The sequence below is a fragment of the Enterobacter sp. 342 genome (assembly GCF_036663495.1).
Lineage (GTDB): Bacteria > Pseudomonadota > Gammaproteobacteria > Enterobacterales > Enterobacteriaceae > Enterobacter.
This window is the reverse complement of record NZ_JAWUEI010000015.1, coordinates 92,253-106,197: the sequence shown is the minus strand read 5'-3', so window position 1 is coordinate 106,197 and position 13,945 is coordinate 92,253. Positions and strand designations below refer to the sequence as shown.

Sequence of the window (13,945 nt, the reverse complement as noted above, 5' to 3'; positions counted from 1 at the left end):
CGGTTGTTGCGCAGGGAATTTGATTACTCTGGCGGTGTTTGCCATAATTACTCCCGTTACTTGGCGTAACACAGTGTTTGGAAGGCCTTTGAAGTTACCGCTTCAAGGGCTTTTTCTTTTCTGGTGCCTCTCACATGACCCCCAGCATCGACGTGACCATCGTCATCAGCGGCCCTACCTGCTCCGGCATGAGGCGGAACAGCGACGCTATACCCTCGCTCACCTCTTTCAGCTTCTGATGCTCTGGAGCGTCCAGCAGCACGGCCTGCTTAGCCTCTGCGAGTTCTTTCTCGGCTTCAGCCAGGCGAGACATTTTGCAATCGGCACCGATCAGGCGAGTGCGATACTCAACCGGCAGGACGGCCATGATTGCTGGCGTCAGCTGGCGCACGTTCTCGCGGTACTGCTCAGAGTCGAAGCGGTTATCCAGGAATCGAAATAACTTCTGGCGCGCGCGGCTGATATCTTCCGGGAAGCTGATGGCGGTCCCGCCCTGCTCCCGGTATTCGTTGATAATCAGCGCCGACACAACGTCCTGATTGTCCAGGGCCGACGACCATGCACGTACCGCATCGCGGATCTTTTCGTGGTCTGGCGCCGCCTTAGGTTGAGCGCGGTTTATCATCGCTCCCGGGTGTATTCCGGTATTGTGTTGATACGCAAGTGAATGCATTGCTTTCCCTTTCGTGGTTATGGCCGCCGGTTAGGCGGCTGTGTTATTCGACCCAAGCAACTGGGCGAGATCTGGACGGATATCTGCTGGTTTAAGCTTGCCGTTGGTTGCATTGACAATCTTCATTACGTAGCGGGCATCGATTCCGCCACCATGCAACCAGCGCCATACCGTCGGCTGCGCCACACCGCAAAGGTCGGCTAATTTCTTCTGGCTACCAGCGATATCAATGGCGCGCTGGATGGTTTTGTTCGTCATATTCCAATTCCTATGAGTATTGGTGTGAATTGATAATAGCAATGCGTATTGATTTAGGCAATAGCTAAACGTGTTTTGACCATCAATACGCAAGCGTATAAATTTAAACTCATGAAAAAAGAAACTCTTGCAGAACGCCTGAATCAGGCGATGGAACTATCTGGCATGTCTCAGGGCGCTTTGGCTAAGGCGTCTGGCGTTGCTCAGCCCACCATCTGGCGGCTGACCAGTGGCAATGCCCGCGGCTCAACTAAAATCGTTGAGATTGCCAACGCGCTTGGCGTTCGCTCTGAGTGGCTTTCAACCGGAGTTGGCCCGATGCGTGACGATGGTCAAATGCCCGCAATTTCTCAGACAAAAACCGATCCGGGACCTACTGACACTTTCCGCATTGAAGCGCTAGACTTTTACGTGAGCGCTGGGCCAGGAGCCATCAACAGCGAGTTTGTAGAGGTGCTACGATCCGTGGAATATTCAGTCGAAGATGCCCGCCGGATGTTCAACGGCAGGAAGGCGGAGCAGATCAGAATCATCAATGTTCGCGGTGACAGCATGTCCGGGACCATTGAGCCAGGCGACTTACTCTTCGTCGACATCAGCGTTCAGCACTTTGATGGCGATGGGATTTACGCCTTCATCTACGACGACACCTCGCACGTTAAACGCCTCCAAAAGATGAAAGATAAGCTTCTGGTCATTTCAGATAACCAGACTTACCGTCCATGGGATCCGATTGAAAAAGAAGAAATGAACAGGATACTGGTGTTCGGTAAAGTGATTGGCAGCATGCCTCAAACATACAGAAAACACGGTTAAAATTTTTGCCTAACGGCTTTTCACAGCAAGGATTATCATGAAAAAGTTGGTTATTGCAGCGACAGCAGCTGCGCTTCTCTCTGGGTGTATGTCCATTCCTAAACCCGTAAATCTCCCGCCGTTCCCGCAGGCCGAGTATGACAAGTTGAAGCTTGATGGCTCAGAAAAGCTGACTGGCCAGGCCTTCCTCAAGACGATGGGCGGAGACGTAAAAGTAGCTGCAGGTAGTCAGGTGATCCTGATGCCAAAAACCTCTTACACCTATTTCCAGTTCACCACCTGCATGGGGCTGACCCGCTGCGACAAAGAAGATATGCGCGCTGCGAAGTATGAGAAAGTCACCATTGCTGATGCCCAGGGTAAGTTTGAGTTCGATAACATTGCCCCTGGCGAATATTACGTTCAAACCACCGTTACCTGGATGCGTCCATCCACTTACGGGTTGGTGACTGAAGGCGGCGCGCTGATGTCACCTGCGTCAGTAAAAGCAGGACAGAACAACACAGTTATGGTTACCCGCTAAATTTCTCAGTTCAGAAGAACCCAGCCTTAGCGCTGGGTTTTTTATTGCCTGCAGCTAGCCCTCCCATCACAGCAATCCCCATCCCACTTAAAACACGATCCGAATCTCATTCACTCGAAAAAATATCAAAATAAATTCCTTTAGCTATCAACGCATTAATAGCAATTGCTATTATTTAATATCAATACGTATTGCTATAAACAATACTCATCGCTATTATCAACTCATCGAAACGAAACATCGACAGCTGAGCGAAGTTAGCCAGCGGCGGACAGCAAGTCGCCTGCTCATTAAGAATTCAGTCAAGCAGCAAATCACCCGGAGCGCTCCTGGCAAATTGAAATGGCGCCCAATGGGATTGAGGCAGGTGTGTAACGCGTGGCGGGTATAGCACACGAAGAGGACTCCGCACCGGAATGGTTTGCTGCTCAGTTCCCGAACATCGGGGAATCTTTACCAGCAGCCCTTTGCGAGGGGCTGACGGTAAACAAACAGAGAGGTGGAAATCATGCTTGGGTGTGAAAAATGCGACCACGGATTCGTGTTCACCAGATGCTGTTCTGGTCTTGCTGAAATGTGTGGATGCGGCGGAATTCCGGTTCAGGCCACTAATTGCAAGAACTGCAATCCAGAGAATAAAGAGCCGGATGACGCGGAGACAGAATCGCTTCTCCAGTATGTCGAATGGGTCGATTGATCAGCATTTCTCCCGCATCAGCGGGTAACGACAGAGGGTAAGGCAATGAAAACAAGTAGAGGACAAGAGATTTTAAAGGGATTCAATGTTCGTGATATCTCTGCTGATTATGACGAGCCAAGGTTTGATGTTTTGTTTGTCCACGATGATGGCAAATGCCGGTATTCAAACGATGTTTTTGGTTCTGAGCAAGAAGCCATCAGTTACGCAGAAACATGTAACGCCAGCACAGCAGACGATGAATGCTGGGACTACTACCAGCACTCTTCAACCAGCGCCGACTGGAAGCTGATTCATCACATTGAAGCTAAAGCCGCCTAACCAGCGGCTTTTTTATCGGCCATACATAGGCAGATTTTCGAGTCTGCCCATTTATGACAACCGGCGGCCATTGAAACACTGAATAAATGCGTTGAAGTCTTGTATTAACCGTTCCGTTCGCCGCGATAAGGCCAAGAGGATTTATGACAGTCACCCACAACGGCAAGCAGTACACCGCCAAAAAGCTCAACGATAACGAGTGGCAGCTGACGTCGGTATCTGCACCGCGTGAAAAGCTGGTGCTTAACCGCTGGCAGATGCATATCGCCGGCCTCCTGAAACAGGTTGAGGTGAAGGTATGACTATCAATCACCCACTTCTTCGCTTAGCTCAGAAGAAAGCCCGTGATGCGCGCCAGAACGGTGATGGCGCTAAATGGATGGAAGCCAACGAAGAGATGAAGAGAGCCGCTGGAATGCCTTGGTATCGAGGTAATTCGAATCAGCGTGGAGGTGAGCATGCAATGGGTTAAATATTCTGAACGTAAGCCTGATGCAGCAGGTGTTTATATGTGGCGAATGGGCAGCCGAAAAGTTAAAGGTCTTACGGTTATTGCCCGGGCTAAGTTTCGCCTTCGTGGCGCTGGTTACGAAGATGTTCTTTCACCTGAATTTGACCGTTGGGATGGATATTCGGTTATTGTGCCAGGCGAACTTCAATGGGCTGAAGATGATGGTTCATTGCCTGAGATTTCTTTCGAAAATCTCCCTGACGCAACAGAATGTCCATTTTGCAAACGACAGCCAGTAATTAAAGCGTTCGAATGGAATCGCGGATGCAGGATTGCTCCTGAGCCATACATCCTTAATCAGTTCCAACTGAAATGTTGCGGATGGATCGCTCCGGTTACCTTCGACTCACCAATTTCAGCCATAGAGTGCTGGAACTCAAAACTTTCTAAGTAACCACCCTATTCAACCGATCGGCCTGGCTTTCTGCGGGCGGGATCTGCACATCCAAATTTCAGGAGAAACCATGAGCGAAGTAACGGACTTAGTCGTCATTGAGAAACAGAACGCAATGGCGGTATTCACCACCAAAGAGCAGCTCGACCCGATTATTGAGGCGATTGAGAAAGAAGCTCGCAGCCTGGTACCGGATGTGTCGACCCGCAAAGGCCGCGACGCTATCGCATCCATGGCGCATAAGGTTGCCCGTTCCAAAACCTACATCGACAACGCCGGTAAAGATCTGGTTGCCGAGCTTAAAGCCCTGCCGAAGCAGATCGACGAAAGCCGCCGCGTTGTCCGTGAACGTCTCGATGCGCTGAAAGATGAAGTTCGCCGCCCACTCACCGAATGGGAAGCTGAGCAGGAGCGCATCAAGGCTGAAGAGGAAATGAACGCACTGCACGCCGAAGCGCTGGTGATGAACGAAGAGTTCGACAGCCAGCGCGCCGCGCAGATCGAGGCAGACCACGAAATGGCTCTACTGATGAATGACAAGTTTGACCGTGACCGCGAAGAGCAGCGCCGCCTGGCGGAACAGGCTCAGCGTGAGCACGAAGAACGCATTAAGCGTGAAGCGGCAGAGCAAGCCCGCCGCGATGCCGAAGCGAAGCACAAAGCTGAGATTGAAGCCGCAGCGCGCCGTGAAGCCGAAGAGAAAGCCCGCGCTGAACTGGCGGAACGCCAGCGCATTGAAGCGGAACAGCGTGCGATACGCGAGAAGCAGGAAGCAGAAGCCCGGGCGGAACGCGAAAAAGCCGCGGCGGTAGAAGCTGAACGCCTGAAAGCAAAACAGGCAGAAGAAGCCCGTCTGGCTGAGCAGAAGCGCATCGCCGACGAACAGGCAAAACGTGAAGCTGACGTGAAGCATCGCAAGACGGTCGGCACCAACATCGTTAACGCGCTCACCAGCAATACCAGCTTAACCCGCAAACAGGCTATCGAAGTACTCACCGCTCTGAAAGATGACCTGATCCCCTGCGCGAAAATTCATTACTGAGGCAACCATGAACGCATACCTCACTTACGACCGCATCGAAGATCGGCGCTGGTTTGAGCAGCAGCTCACCGACGAGAAGGAGAAGTGGATCGACGACAGGGCACAGCAAATCATCGACATGATGCCAAGTGAGCCGTCCGGCCTCTTCCACTTCACGATCCCAATTGACTCCAGTCCATACGAAGGGCTTCGCAGCGATAAAGCTGGCGAGACCTACAACGATTTCATTTCGGCAGTTGCTTACGCCCAGGCGGAATACGACTGGGAGCACCGTACCGGCTGCCCGTTTTAAGGATGCATGAAATGTCTGAATCTAAAACTCACTACCGAAAAGCTTTTGACTCCCCTTACCTGAGCAGCGCCGACATCGTTGAGCCAACGGTGCTGACGATCGCCCGGGCAACGTTAGAAAACGACAAAACCAAAAAATCCAAAGACGTTTTTAACACTGCGTATTTTGAAGAGCGCGAGCTGCGCCCTGGAGAAAAGCTTAAGCCGATGATTCTGAATGCTACGAACAGCAAGATGCTGAAAAGCATTACCGGATCCCCCTTCCTTGAGGATTGGGTTGGCGTGAAGGTAACGGTTTACGTCGATAAAAATGTCCGGTTCGGAAAGGAATCGGTTGAAGGCCTCCGCTTAAGCCCGGCGCGCGTTACAAAGCCGGTACTTTCTCCGGAAAAAACACAGGCATGGAATAACGCTAAGGCCGCCTTCAAGCGCGATGGCAACCTTGATGCAGTGCTGGCGAGAATGGACATTTCTCCAGAACATCGCCGCCAGCTTGAACAGGAGTGTTCATCATGATCTGGCACGACGTCGAGCAAAATGGTGAAGAGTGGGATGCTCTTCGCCTGGGTAAGGCCACCGCGTCAAACTTCGGCCTGATCATGGCTAACGATGGGAAGGCTTTTGGCGATCCTGCCAAGCGTTATGCCCTTCAGTTGGCTCTTGAGCAGATTAAGGGTTGCAAGTCTGAGTTTGGCTTCTCAAACGACCACATGGAGCGCGGGCACGAACAGGAACCAATTGCCCGCATGCTGTACGAAGAGATGAACTTTGTCGACGTGGATAACGGCGGGTTCTTTGATCACGAAACTTACGGTGACAGCCCTGATGGCCTCGTTGGCCAGGACGGGCTCGTTGAGATTAAGTCGGTCATTGCCGCCACTCACTACTCCACCCTCACCAGAGGATCCTTCGATCCGGCATACAGATGGCAACTGGTCGGGCACCTTGATTGCTCCGGTAGGGATTGGGTGGACTTCATCAGCTACTGCTCAGACTTCCCGGACGGTAAGCAGCTCATCGTCTATCGCCTTACAGCTGCTGAATGTGAATCAGAAATAGCCAGGCTTCGCGCGCGCAGAAAAGATTTCCTCGAACTTGTTGCGGACACGAAGCGCCGCATTCTGGAGCTCGAATGAAACGCACACCCTTCTACCGCAGGCCCGGGCGAACCGGGCAATTCTCCGGTCTGCGTGAGCGCGTTATCTGGATGATTCAGACGCGCGGCCGCCCGGTAACCGGCAGCGAAATCGCCGAGAAGTTCGGCGTAACGCTCATCGAGTTTAACCGGGTCGCCAACGGCATCACCCGCGGCTCCGGACAGATAGCGCAGATCGTTGAGTCGGGAAAATGGGTCAACGGGGACGGTATCTGCGACCGGACATTCGACCTGGTCACGAAGCCAAAGGTCGTAACGCCGCAGGGTAAATCGCGGCTGTTCACTCGGCGCGCTATAGAGCAATCGCAGGAAGGCAGACGGCAGGAGTGCATTGAACGTGCAGCACGCCGTCGCCGCCTGATTGCTCAGGGCCTCTACATCGACGAAATGGAGTCCATCTTATGACTCACGCTCACGACGACATCAGGGTTGGCACACTGCGCCTTCCCTTCATTGGTAACGGCTGGCTAATGCCATGGGGTGAAGTGGTCAGCAATCCATTAAAGGCGCAGCGGCTCGCTGAGGAATATCGGGAAAGGCAGGAGGCAGCATGAGCGAAGCACCAATGATTATCGTGCCGACAGATATTGGCCAGAAGATTAAAGAAATCGAATCTGCTTACCAGCGTTACGTCGATGATTTCAGGATCCCTGAAGACCACAAAATCATCGTTAACTTTTCTGCCGGTAAAGATTCCACTGCAACCATGGCAATTGCCCACGCGCTGTTCGGCGACAAGGTGCAGGGTGTCATGGCCGATACCGACAATGAACATGAGCTGACTATTGAATTTGGGAAAACCATCCATGAGCGCATCGGGTGCTCACCAGTGCAGATGGTGAAGCGTATTTATACGCAGGAAGAATTTGATGCCCGCCGTGTATCCCTTACCAAAAACTGGAGCAAGCGTCAGGCGATACGAAGTGGTGCTTATCGCGGCGTCATCATGCCTTCGCTGTCACGATCAGATACTCCATTTGGTCGCGCATGGCAGAAAACAGCAGAGCGCTGGGGTATTGAATTTGACACCCCTTTAGAGGCGGCTCTTTCAGTTCTCCACCCAAGCGGAAACAGCTTCCTGGACGCTGCGTTATTGCATGGGATGTTCCCTATGCTCCGCAACCGATTCTGCACAGACGAGTTGAAAATTCAGGTTGCGTTCGATTTTGCGATCAAGCCTTTGCTGGAAGAAGGAGAGGTCGTTGTTCAGTGGTCTGGCGTTCGCGGTGATGAGTCATCGAAACGGGCTGGCTACGAGCGCTTTTCAACCGACCAGAGAGACCCTGAATTTCTCTACAACTTCCTTCCTATCCACCAGTGGACAGCAGCAGATGTATTCGCCCTTCATAAATATTTCGGCATTGCCCCAAACCCCTTGTATACCCAGGGTGCTGCGCGCGTCGGATGCATGAATTGCGTGCTGTGCAACAAAGAAGAAATTTCAGAAACCGCCGCCCGCTGGCCGGAGCACATTGAGAAGCACCGCCAGTGGGAGCATAAGGTACGCCTTGTTTCTCGCTGGGTTCATTGGATGAGCGTTGGCACAGAGAACCAGGCATGGATGCGTTCTCAGCTTGGGTTCAGAGAGGTCAACTGGAGGGAATTTGCCGGATTCTCCGAAGAAGAATCAGCACCAGGAATCATCGAGCGCAGCAGGAAATACCCGGTACATCTCGGTAAAGATGTCCTGCTTTATGGGCTTGACCCGGATGTTCAAAACATTGACTGGTCAGGGTTCTATGGCCCGCGCGGAAATATGGGCGCGCCATCCGTTCCGGAAGTAGTCGAATGGGCCAAGACCGGCCGGGGCGGGAAGGTTTACGACCTGGTGAAAGCGAGTATGGACGCATCAGTTTGCTCGTCCCGTTATGGACTCTGTGAGTGAGGTTTCGTAATGACTGGAAAATACTCCCTTATCTATGCAGATCCGCCCTGGTCTTACGGGAACACCATCAGTAACGGGGCCGCTGCCGACCACTACTCAACCATGAAGCTCATCGACATAAAGCGCCTCCCGGTGTGGGAGCTTTCCGCCGAAAACTCGGTGCTGGCGATGTGGTACACCGGCACGCATAACCAGGAGGCTATCGAACTGGCCGATGCCTGGGGCTTTACCGTTCGCACGATGAAAGGCTTTACCTGGGTGAAGCTGAACCAGAACGCCGAGCTGCGCATCAACAAGGCGCTGGCCGAGGGTGAACTCACCGACTTTTACGACTTCCTCGATCTGCTTAACGCCGAGACGCGCATGAACGGCGGAAACCACACCCTGGCCAACACCGAAGACCTGTTGATTGCCACCCGCGGCACCGGGCTGGAACGACAGCACGCCGGGATTAAGCAGGTGGTGTACAGCCCGCTCGGCGCGCATAGCGAAAAACCGTGGGAAGTACGCCACCGGATGGAGCTGCTTTACGGAGATGTGCCGCGGATTGAGCTTTTCAGCCGCAGCGCGGCTCCAGGCTGGCATCACTGGGGAAATCAGTGCGCTACCGCCGCGGTAGAACTGCTTCCAGGCTGCGCCATCGATGTTATGAAAACGGAGGCCGCATGACTCCAGAAAAAGACAACGCCATCCGCGCAGCCTGTCGCCGCTGCACCGAAGAAATCCAGCAGACCATGCGCAAGAAGCCTAAGCCAAACTGGAACGAAACGGTGCCTCCCATCATCAACAAGCATCACAAGAAAATTGAAGCTCTGGGAGTTAGCCTCCTGGAGTTCGTCGTATACACAGGGCGGCTTAATCGCCGCTTCGGAGTTGATTCATGAGCGATTCGATAGCAAACGGCGCGAAATTAACGCCGGAAACATTCGCAGATTTCATTGAACGTTTGACATATCACCATCGGGGGGAGGGTATTAATCGTCACGCCACCGCCGATCCGATTTTCATGGTTCAGAAGCAGGCAACCATTTATGGCCTGGCAGAAGAGTACGGCGAATCGAAGATAGTCCATTTCGAGGAATGTGAATGGGACAGCCCGCAGGAGTATTGGGACGATCTGGATGAACAGCAGCAGGAAGAGTTAAACGCCTTCTGCATTGACCAGTGCGACACTACCTTTATCGATCTCGATGAAGACGCTCAGTGGGAAGTACTGTCTGACCTTGACGGCCACACTGTCTGCGGCACCCGAAAAGAGTGGCAGAACATCAACGCTCACTTTACCCGTGAAGCAGCGGAGGCTTTCATTCGCCGCAAACAGCATGATTATCCTCCTCTGCGGGTCTACGTCGAGAGCATGTACTTCGGCTGGGAGTATCAGGAAATAATCCGTGCTTTATGTGACGGAAGACTGGTGCTAACCGAAAAAAATGGCGGTGCAGCATGAACAGGGCTTCTCCAGTTGATTTGAGGAAAAGCCTCGAAATAGCCAACCACCTGGCGCACATCGGGATTCGCTTCGTGCCGATTCCGGTGGCGACCGAGGAAGAATTCCAGACGCTGGCCGCCAAGTTATCGCGACGGATTGAACTCATGGCGGTCGAAGCCGAGAAGAATGAAGGCGGTGCAGCATGAAGGCACTAATCGCCGGGTCGCTAAAGCGGCCTTTTTTATTGCTGGCGTTCACCTTCAACCGAATTAACCGACAATTCCGGGAGCATTGACCATGGCCGATATCATCGATACCGCAGCAGAGATTGAAGAGCTTCAGCGTAACGCTGCCCTTTCCGCTCACCGCATCGACCGTAATGCCGTGTCATCTGAGCATTGCGCTGAATGCGGCGAGGATATCCCAGAGCCGCGGCGCGCTGCCGTTCCCGGCTGCCAGACGTGCGCGGAGTGCCAAGGCGTCATTGAGTTAAGGAATAAGCAGAGGGGGATCCAGTGAAAGAGCGCGGAATGATTTTTAACGAGTACCAGGTGCGCGCCTTGCTTGATGGCGGAATGATGCAGGTTCGTCGGCCAATAAAATGGCGTCAGACTCGGGCTACTGAAATTGCAGAGCGCGACGACGGAAGCATGTGGCCATGGAGCGAAGATGCGGAGCACGTGTGCGATTACTGGCATCCATGTCCATTCGGTGCAGTTGGCGATGTTATTTACGTCAGAGAGTCATTTTCACGGCTCGACTCATTTAACTTCTTCGATCCCGCAGTACCTCATGAAGTACCGGATTTCTGGTATTGGGCCGATGGTGATCCGGAGTGGGGAGACTGGACGCGCCCGCAATCTGGCGCAGTAATGCCTCGCGCCGCCAGTCGAATTACCCTGGAGATAACCGGCATCCGGGTCGAGAAACTTCAGACGGCCAATGAATCGGACTTACTGAATGACCTTGGAGACATGCTTGAACACTGCGAAACCGTAGCTGGACGAGCCTTCAACCATGCCGAGCATTATGCGATCGCTGGCGTTCCGGTGGGTCTTTGTCCAGAAATGCACGGCTTTAAAGCGTGGTGGGATAAGACCAATGGCGCTGGTAGTTTCGACTCCAACCCCTGGGTCTGGGTAATCGAATTTAAGGTGGTGACCAATGTTCAGGATAATCCAGCCTAATACTTGGTATGCCGACCTCCACGGCGCACCCTGCAAAATCATCCGGGCTACCCACGAAGTCATCCACTACATCCGCAACGGTCGCACCTGCATTGCCAGTATGGGCCGCTTTCAACATGAATTCGAGCCGCTGACCAAAGCACAGGCCGCGCGGATCTCCGAAGAAATCGAAACAGCAGAACACCTGAAGAAGCTGCGCGCCCAGCGTGCGGCGTAAGGAGACAGAATGCCAAACCACGTAACAAACGAAATCCGCGTTATCGGCGGAACCAATAAACAGCGCCTCGCGTTTATCCGATCAATCACCAATAAGCGCGGGAATATTGATTTCAACAATATTTCTCGCATGCCGAAGAGCCTGATGATTGACGAAAGCTCTTGGGTGGAAAAACTTGCCAGCGCCATTGCTGGTGAGCACATGGGCCGCTTCGCATTTGAGGAAATTGAAAGCCCATCCGCAGTAATAGAGATGATGCGCAAGCATGGAAGCACTGACAAATACATAAAAAAGGTTAAGCAACACGCACTGATGCGCATCGAAAATAAGCGCCGCTACGGGTTTTATTCCTGGTATGACTGGTCGTGCGCTAAATGGGGAACAAAGTGGAATGCCTACAGCGTAGAAATGCCTATATACAGGCCATATGAAAGGGTAAAGCGAGGATATCAGCATCGGCCAACTCACGTGCGGGCATACGATAAACGTGTTTTCAAAAAGAAGCTGGCGCGTCATGCGGCGAGCGGCGCCCCGCTGGTGATTCGTTTTAAGACAGCATGGAGTTGCCCAGAGCCTATTTACCATGAGCTCGCCAGCAGATTCCCGCACCTCGAGTTTCATATCTGTTATGCGGATGAAGATATGGGTAGCAACTGCGGAACCGTCTTACTCAAGAATGGAGAATGGTCTGCTGATGATATTGCTCCCTGGAGTGAACAGACCGAAGAAGAGCATTTCAAATGGCGAAAGTTTGCTTTTCAGGTTCGCTATCCAGGCGACACGCCGCAACAGCACGGCATGAATGACCAGTACAAATACGACGAAGACGAAGACGACTGACGCAACTGATAGCCAGTTATGAGCTGGCTATTGGGTGCGAAAGCACTGCTCCGTTATCCCTTTTTCCCGGCCCCGCGCCGGGTTCTTTTTGCCTGGAGAAACCCATGAGCGAAATGACCTTTATCGTGCCCAACGACTGGGTAACCGAAGAAAAGCTCGTCGAGATTACCGGCCTTCGCCCTGGCACTATCGAGCGGGCCCGCAAAAAATGCTGGATGGTAGGACGGGAATACCTTCACGTCTCACCGGACGGCGTGCCGAAGAAAAACAGTGAATGCATGTATAACCGCAAGGCTGTCGACCAGTGGGTTGAGAGCATGTCAAAGAAACAGCCGGGTGCGCGCCAATGAAGATCCGTTTATGCTTAGCGGGCTCTTGGACGTCAGGAGGGAATAATGGCTAAGTCAGCATACCCAACAGGCGTGGAGAACCATGGCGGTACGCTCCGCATATGGTTCATCTATAAAGGCAGCCGGGTGCGTGAAAGCCTCGGCGTGCCGGATACACCAAAAAACAGAAAGGTCGCTGGCGAGCTGCGCGCGTCGGTGTGCTTCGCGATAAAAACCGGCAACTTCAACTATGCGGCCCAGTTCCCGGACTCGCCGAACCTGAAAATGTTTGGGGTGGAGAGTAAGGAAATCACCGTGCTTGAGCTGGCTAATAAATGGCTTGAATTGAAACGCATGGAGATAAGCACCAACGCGATGTCTCGCTATTCATCTATAGCGCGCAACATGGTGCCAAGGATCGGCGGGGACAGGCTGGTATCTGCGGTGACGCAGGAAGACCTGCTGTTTATCAGAAAGGAATTGCTGACCGGTTATCACACCCTGAAGGCAGGACAGAAAACGCCGGTTAAAGGCCGCTCTGTCAGAACGGTCAATAACTACATGAAGATCATGGGCGGGATGTTTAAGTTTGCCGCCGACAGCGGGTATGTCCGGGTGAATCCGTTTACCGGGATCGCCATGCTTAAGCGTTCTCGATGCGAGCCAGACCCGCTGACGCGTGAGGAGTTCGTCAGGATGATTAATGCCTGCGCCCACCAGCAGCTGAAAAACATGTGGTCGCTGGCCGTCTACACCGGTGTGCGTCACGGCGAACTGGTGTCGCTGGCCTGGGAAGATATCGACCTGAAAGCGGGTACGATGATGATCCGCCGGAACCACACGTTAACGAAAGAGTTCACCCTTCCGAAAACTGAGGCCGGGACGGACCGCATCATTAACCTCATTCAGCCGGCTATCGATGTGCTGAAGAGCCAGGCAGAACTAACACGCCTGGGTAAGCAGTATCAAGTTGAGGTGAAACTGCGCGAGTATGGCCGTACTGATGTGCATCCGTGCACGTTCGTGTTTAACCCGCAGATCGCATCACGTAATGGCCGTGCCGGGCATCATTACGCAGTGGGGTCGATTAACCAGTCGTGGGAAGCGGCAATGCGACGCGCCGGGATTCGCTATCGCAGAGCATACCAGTCCCGACACACGTATGCATGCTGGTCGTTAGCTGCCGGTGCCAACCCTAACTTCATCGCGAAGCAAATGGGCCACACCGACGCGCAAATGGTTTACCGGGTGTACGGATCCTGGATGGCTGAAAATAACCATGACCAGGTACTCATCCTCAACCAGAAATTGAGTGAGTTTGCCCCATCCATGCCCCACGCAGTGGGATCGGATGGTTATTAATTATAAATATCATT

The 13,945-nt window shown here is 53.0% G+C and carries 25 protein-coding genes and 1 pseudogene; 24 read left to right on the top strand and 2 right to left on the bottom strand.

What is annotated here, in order from left to right; genetic code table 11:
- Positions 1–130: 130 nt before the first annotated feature.
- Both V6E55_RS14185 and V6E55_RS14180 read right to left on the bottom strand, forming a co-directional pair.
- Positions 131–673 (bottom strand): toxin YdaT family protein, encoded by a 543-nt coding sequence (locus V6E55_RS14185; protein WP_001752697.1) that lies wholly within the window; start codon positions 671–673, stop codon positions 131–133.
- A 30-nt stretch (positions 674–703) separates the two neighbouring features.
- Positions 704–931 carry a helix-turn-helix domain-containing protein gene (locus tag V6E55_RS14180; RefSeq protein WP_316943142.1) on the bottom strand — a complete coding sequence of 76 codons (228 nt, stop codon included), beginning with the start codon at positions 929–931 and terminating at the stop codon, positions 704–706.
- Between the two features lie 111 nt (positions 932–1,042).
- Between V6E55_RS14180 and V6E55_RS14175 the strand changes: the two genes are divergently transcribed.
- The 24 genes and pseudogenes from V6E55_RS14175 (at position 1,043) to V6E55_RS14060 (ending at position 13,931) form a co-directional block, all read left to right on the top strand.
- Positions 1,043–1,747, top strand: a complete 705-nt coding sequence (locus tag V6E55_RS14175; RefSeq protein WP_045135373.1) for an XRE family transcriptional regulator — start codon at positions 1,043–1,045, stop codon at positions 1,745–1,747.
- A 37-nt stretch (positions 1,748–1,784) separates the two neighbouring features.
- Complete coding sequence (locus V6E55_RS14170; RefSeq protein ID WP_316943139.1) at positions 1,785–2,270, top strand: hypothetical protein; 486 nt, start codon at positions 1,785–1,787, stop codon at positions 2,268–2,270.
- 742 nt (positions 2,271–3,012) lie between these two features.
- A complete protein-coding gene (locus V6E55_RS14165; protein ID WP_316943138.1) occupies positions 3,013–3,288 on the top strand; it encodes a hypothetical protein in 276 nt (91 codons plus the stop codon).
- A 143-nt stretch (positions 3,289–3,431) separates the two neighbouring features.
- Positions 3,432–3,590: a hypothetical protein gene (locus tag V6E55_RS14160; protein ID WP_057059821.1), complete on the top strand. Its 159-nt coding sequence runs from the start codon at positions 3,432–3,434 to the stop codon at positions 3,588–3,590.
- A complete protein-coding gene (locus tag V6E55_RS14155; protein WP_316943137.1) occupies positions 3,587–3,760 on the top strand; it encodes a host cell division inhibitory peptide Kil in 174 nt (57 codons plus the stop codon). Before V6E55_RS14160 ends, V6E55_RS14155 begins: the two co-directional genes overlap by 4 nt.
- Positions 3,747–4,193: a hypothetical protein gene (locus tag V6E55_RS14150; protein ID WP_316943136.1), complete on the top strand. Its 447-nt coding sequence runs from the start codon at positions 3,747–3,749 to the stop codon at positions 4,191–4,193. Before V6E55_RS14155 ends, V6E55_RS14150 begins: the two co-directional genes overlap by 14 nt.
- A 70-nt stretch (positions 4,194–4,263) precedes the next feature.
- A complete protein-coding gene (locus V6E55_RS14145) occupies positions 4,264–5,235 on the top strand; it encodes a hypothetical protein (protein WP_316943135.1) in 972 nt (323 codons plus the stop codon).
- A 7-nt stretch (positions 5,236–5,242) separates the two neighbouring features.
- Positions 5,243–5,527: a host nuclease inhibitor GamL gene (gene gamL / locus V6E55_RS14140; RefSeq protein WP_316943134.1), complete on the top strand. Its 285-nt coding sequence runs from the start codon at positions 5,243–5,245 to the stop codon at positions 5,525–5,527.
- An 11-nt stretch (positions 5,528–5,538) separates the two neighbouring features.
- Positions 5,539–5,737: pseudogene (locus V6E55_RS14135) on the top strand (hypothetical protein).
- Positions 5,734–6,042, top strand: coding sequence for a hypothetical protein (locus tag V6E55_RS14130; RefSeq protein ID WP_162184608.1), 309 nt, complete (start codon positions 5,734–5,736; stop codon positions 6,040–6,042). Before V6E55_RS14135 ends, V6E55_RS14130 begins: the two are co-directional and overlap by 4 nt.
- Positions 6,039–6,662, top strand: coding sequence for a lambda exonuclease family protein (locus V6E55_RS14125; protein ID WP_142091774.1), 624 nt, complete (start codon positions 6,039–6,041; stop codon positions 6,660–6,662). The genes V6E55_RS14130 and V6E55_RS14125 overlap by 4 nt, the downstream gene beginning before the upstream one ends.
- Positions 6,659–7,087 (top strand): hypothetical protein, encoded by a 429-nt coding sequence (locus tag V6E55_RS14120; RefSeq protein ID WP_045344963.1) that lies wholly within the window; start codon positions 6,659–6,661, stop codon positions 7,085–7,087. The genes V6E55_RS14125 and V6E55_RS14120 overlap by 4 nt, the downstream gene beginning before the upstream one ends.
- Positions 7,084–7,236 (top strand): DUF1317 family protein, encoded by a 153-nt coding sequence (locus V6E55_RS14115; RefSeq protein WP_022651071.1) that lies wholly within the window; start codon positions 7,084–7,086, stop codon positions 7,234–7,236. Before V6E55_RS14120 ends, V6E55_RS14115 begins: the two co-directional genes overlap by 4 nt.
- Positions 7,233–8,567 (top strand): phosphoadenosine phosphosulfate reductase domain-containing protein, encoded by a 1,335-nt coding sequence (locus V6E55_RS14110; RefSeq protein ID WP_316943132.1) that lies wholly within the window; start codon positions 7,233–7,235, stop codon positions 8,565–8,567. Before V6E55_RS14115 ends, V6E55_RS14110 begins: the two co-directional genes overlap by 4 nt.
- Before the next feature lie 9 nt (positions 8,568–8,576).
- A complete protein-coding gene (locus V6E55_RS14105; protein WP_316943131.1) occupies positions 8,577–9,236 on the top strand; it encodes an MT-A70 family methyltransferase in 660 nt (219 codons plus the stop codon).
- The gene (locus V6E55_RS14100; protein WP_316943130.1) at positions 9,233–9,451 is read left to right on the top strand and encodes a hypothetical protein; all 219 of its coding nucleotides are present in this window, start codon (positions 9,233–9,235) and stop codon (positions 9,449–9,451) included. The genes V6E55_RS14105 and V6E55_RS14100 overlap by 4 nt, the downstream gene beginning before the upstream one ends.
- Positions 9,448–10,014: a hypothetical protein gene (locus V6E55_RS14095; RefSeq protein WP_286585658.1), complete on the top strand. Its 567-nt coding sequence runs from the start codon at positions 9,448–9,450 to the stop codon at positions 10,012–10,014. Before V6E55_RS14100 ends, V6E55_RS14095 begins: the two co-directional genes overlap by 4 nt.
- Positions 10,011–10,202 carry a DUF1382 family protein gene (locus V6E55_RS14090; protein ID WP_316943129.1) on the top strand — a complete coding sequence of 64 codons (192 nt, stop codon included), beginning with the start codon at positions 10,011–10,013 and terminating at the stop codon, positions 10,200–10,202. Before V6E55_RS14095 ends, V6E55_RS14090 begins: the two co-directional genes overlap by 4 nt.
- 91 nt (positions 10,203–10,293) lie before the next feature.
- Positions 10,294–10,515, top strand: a complete 222-nt coding sequence (locus V6E55_RS14085) for a TraR/DksA family transcriptional regulator (RefSeq protein ID WP_316943128.1) — start codon at positions 10,294–10,296, stop codon at positions 10,513–10,515.
- On the top strand, positions 10,512–11,183 hold the full coding sequence (locus V6E55_RS14080) for a hypothetical protein (RefSeq protein ID WP_316943127.1): 672 nt from the start codon (positions 10,512–10,514) through the stop codon (positions 11,181–11,183). The genes V6E55_RS14085 and V6E55_RS14080 overlap by 4 nt, the downstream gene beginning before the upstream one ends.
- The gene (locus tag V6E55_RS14075) at positions 11,161–11,400 is read left to right on the top strand and encodes a DUF4222 domain-containing protein (protein ID WP_316943126.1); all 240 of its coding nucleotides are present in this window, start codon (positions 11,161–11,163) and stop codon (positions 11,398–11,400) included. The genes V6E55_RS14080 and V6E55_RS14075 overlap by 23 nt, the downstream gene beginning before the upstream one ends.
- 9 nt (positions 11,401–11,409) lie before the next feature.
- Positions 11,410–12,240, top strand: coding sequence for a hypothetical protein (locus V6E55_RS14070; protein ID WP_316943125.1), 831 nt, complete (start codon positions 11,410–11,412; stop codon positions 12,238–12,240).
- A gap of 104 nt (positions 12,241–12,344) precedes the next feature.
- Positions 12,345–12,590 (top strand): excisionase family protein, encoded by a 246-nt coding sequence (locus tag V6E55_RS14065; RefSeq protein ID WP_316943124.1) that lies wholly within the window; start codon positions 12,345–12,347, stop codon positions 12,588–12,590.
- Between the two features lie 45 nt (positions 12,591–12,635).
- Positions 12,636–13,931: a tyrosine-type recombinase/integrase gene (locus V6E55_RS14060; RefSeq protein WP_316943123.1), complete on the top strand. Its 1,296-nt coding sequence runs from the start codon at positions 12,636–12,638 to the stop codon at positions 13,929–13,931.
- Positions 13,932–13,945: the final 14 nt, after the last annotated feature.

Excerpts from the sequence above, each read along its gene's own strand:
- V6E55_RS14145 (WP_316943135.1), top strand. The coding sequence starts at position 4,264 with ATGAGCGAAGTAACGGACTTAGTCGTCATTGAGAAACAGAACGCAATG.
- V6E55_RS14175 (WP_045135373.1), top strand. The coding sequence starts at position 1,043 with ATGAAAAAAGAAACTCTTGCAGAACGCCTGAATCAGGCGATGGAACTA.
- V6E55_RS14065 (WP_316943124.1), top strand. The coding sequence starts at position 12,345 with ATGAGCGAAATGACCTTTATCGTGCCCAACGACTGGGTAACCGAAGAA.
- V6E55_RS14095 (WP_286585658.1), top strand. The coding sequence starts at position 9,448 with ATGAGCGATTCGATAGCAAACGGCGCGAAATTAACGCCGGAAACATTC.
- V6E55_RS14070 (WP_316943125.1), top strand. The coding sequence starts at position 11,410 with ATGCCAAACCACGTAACAAACGAAATCCGCGTTATCGGCGGAACCAAT.
- V6E55_RS14150 (WP_316943136.1), top strand. The coding sequence starts at position 3,747 with ATGCAATGGGTTAAATATTCTGAACGTAAGCCTGATGCAGCAGGTGTT.
- V6E55_RS14115 (WP_022651071.1), top strand. The coding sequence starts at position 7,084 with ATGACTCACGCTCACGACGACATCAGGGTTGGCACACTGCGCCTTCCC.
- V6E55_RS14120 (WP_045344963.1), top strand. The coding sequence starts at position 6,659 with ATGAAACGCACACCCTTCTACCGCAGGCCCGGGCGAACCGGGCAATTC.
- V6E55_RS14130 (WP_162184608.1), top strand. The coding sequence starts at position 5,734 with ATGATTCTGAATGCTACGAACAGCAAGATGCTGAAAAGCATTACCGGA.
- V6E55_RS14160 (WP_057059821.1), top strand. The coding sequence starts at position 3,432 with ATGACAGTCACCCACAACGGCAAGCAGTACACCGCCAAAAAGCTCAAC.
- V6E55_RS14090 (WP_316943129.1), top strand. The coding sequence starts at position 10,011 with ATGAACAGGGCTTCTCCAGTTGATTTGAGGAAAAGCCTCGAAATAGCC.
- V6E55_RS14100 (WP_316943130.1), top strand. The coding sequence starts at position 9,233 with ATGACTCCAGAAAAAGACAACGCCATCCGCGCAGCCTGTCGCCGCTGC.
- V6E55_RS14155 (WP_316943137.1), top strand. The coding sequence starts at position 3,587 with ATGACTATCAATCACCCACTTCTTCGCTTAGCTCAGAAGAAAGCCCGT.
- V6E55_RS14085 (WP_316943128.1), top strand. The coding sequence starts at position 10,294 with ATGGCCGATATCATCGATACCGCAGCAGAGATTGAAGAGCTTCAGCGT.
- V6E55_RS14170 (WP_316943139.1), top strand. The coding sequence starts at position 1,785 with ATGAAAAAGTTGGTTATTGCAGCGACAGCAGCTGCGCTTCTCTCTGGG.
- V6E55_RS14075 (WP_316943126.1), top strand. The coding sequence starts at position 11,161 with ATGTTCAGGATAATCCAGCCTAATACTTGGTATGCCGACCTCCACGGC.
- V6E55_RS14165 (WP_316943138.1), top strand. The coding sequence starts at position 3,013 with ATGAAAACAAGTAGAGGACAAGAGATTTTAAAGGGATTCAATGTTCGT.
- V6E55_RS14105 (WP_316943131.1), top strand. The coding sequence starts at position 8,577 with ATGACTGGAAAATACTCCCTTATCTATGCAGATCCGCCCTGGTCTTAC.
- V6E55_RS14180 (WP_316943142.1), bottom strand. The coding sequence starts at position 931 with ATGACGAACAAAACCATCCAGCGCGCCATTGATATCGCTGGTAGCCAG.
- gamL (WP_316943134.1), top strand. The coding sequence starts at position 5,243 with ATGAACGCATACCTCACTTACGACCGCATCGAAGATCGGCGCTGGTTT.
- V6E55_RS14125 (WP_142091774.1), top strand. The coding sequence starts at position 6,039 with ATGATCTGGCACGACGTCGAGCAAAATGGTGAAGAGTGGGATGCTCTT.
- V6E55_RS14110 (WP_316943132.1), top strand. The coding sequence starts at position 7,233 with ATGAGCGAAGCACCAATGATTATCGTGCCGACAGATATTGGCCAGAAG.
- V6E55_RS14185 (WP_001752697.1), bottom strand. The coding sequence starts at position 673 with ATGCATTCACTTGCGTATCAACACAATACCGGAATACACCCGGGAGCG.
- V6E55_RS14060 (WP_316943123.1), top strand. The coding sequence starts at position 12,636 with ATGGCTAAGTCAGCATACCCAACAGGCGTGGAGAACCATGGCGGTACG.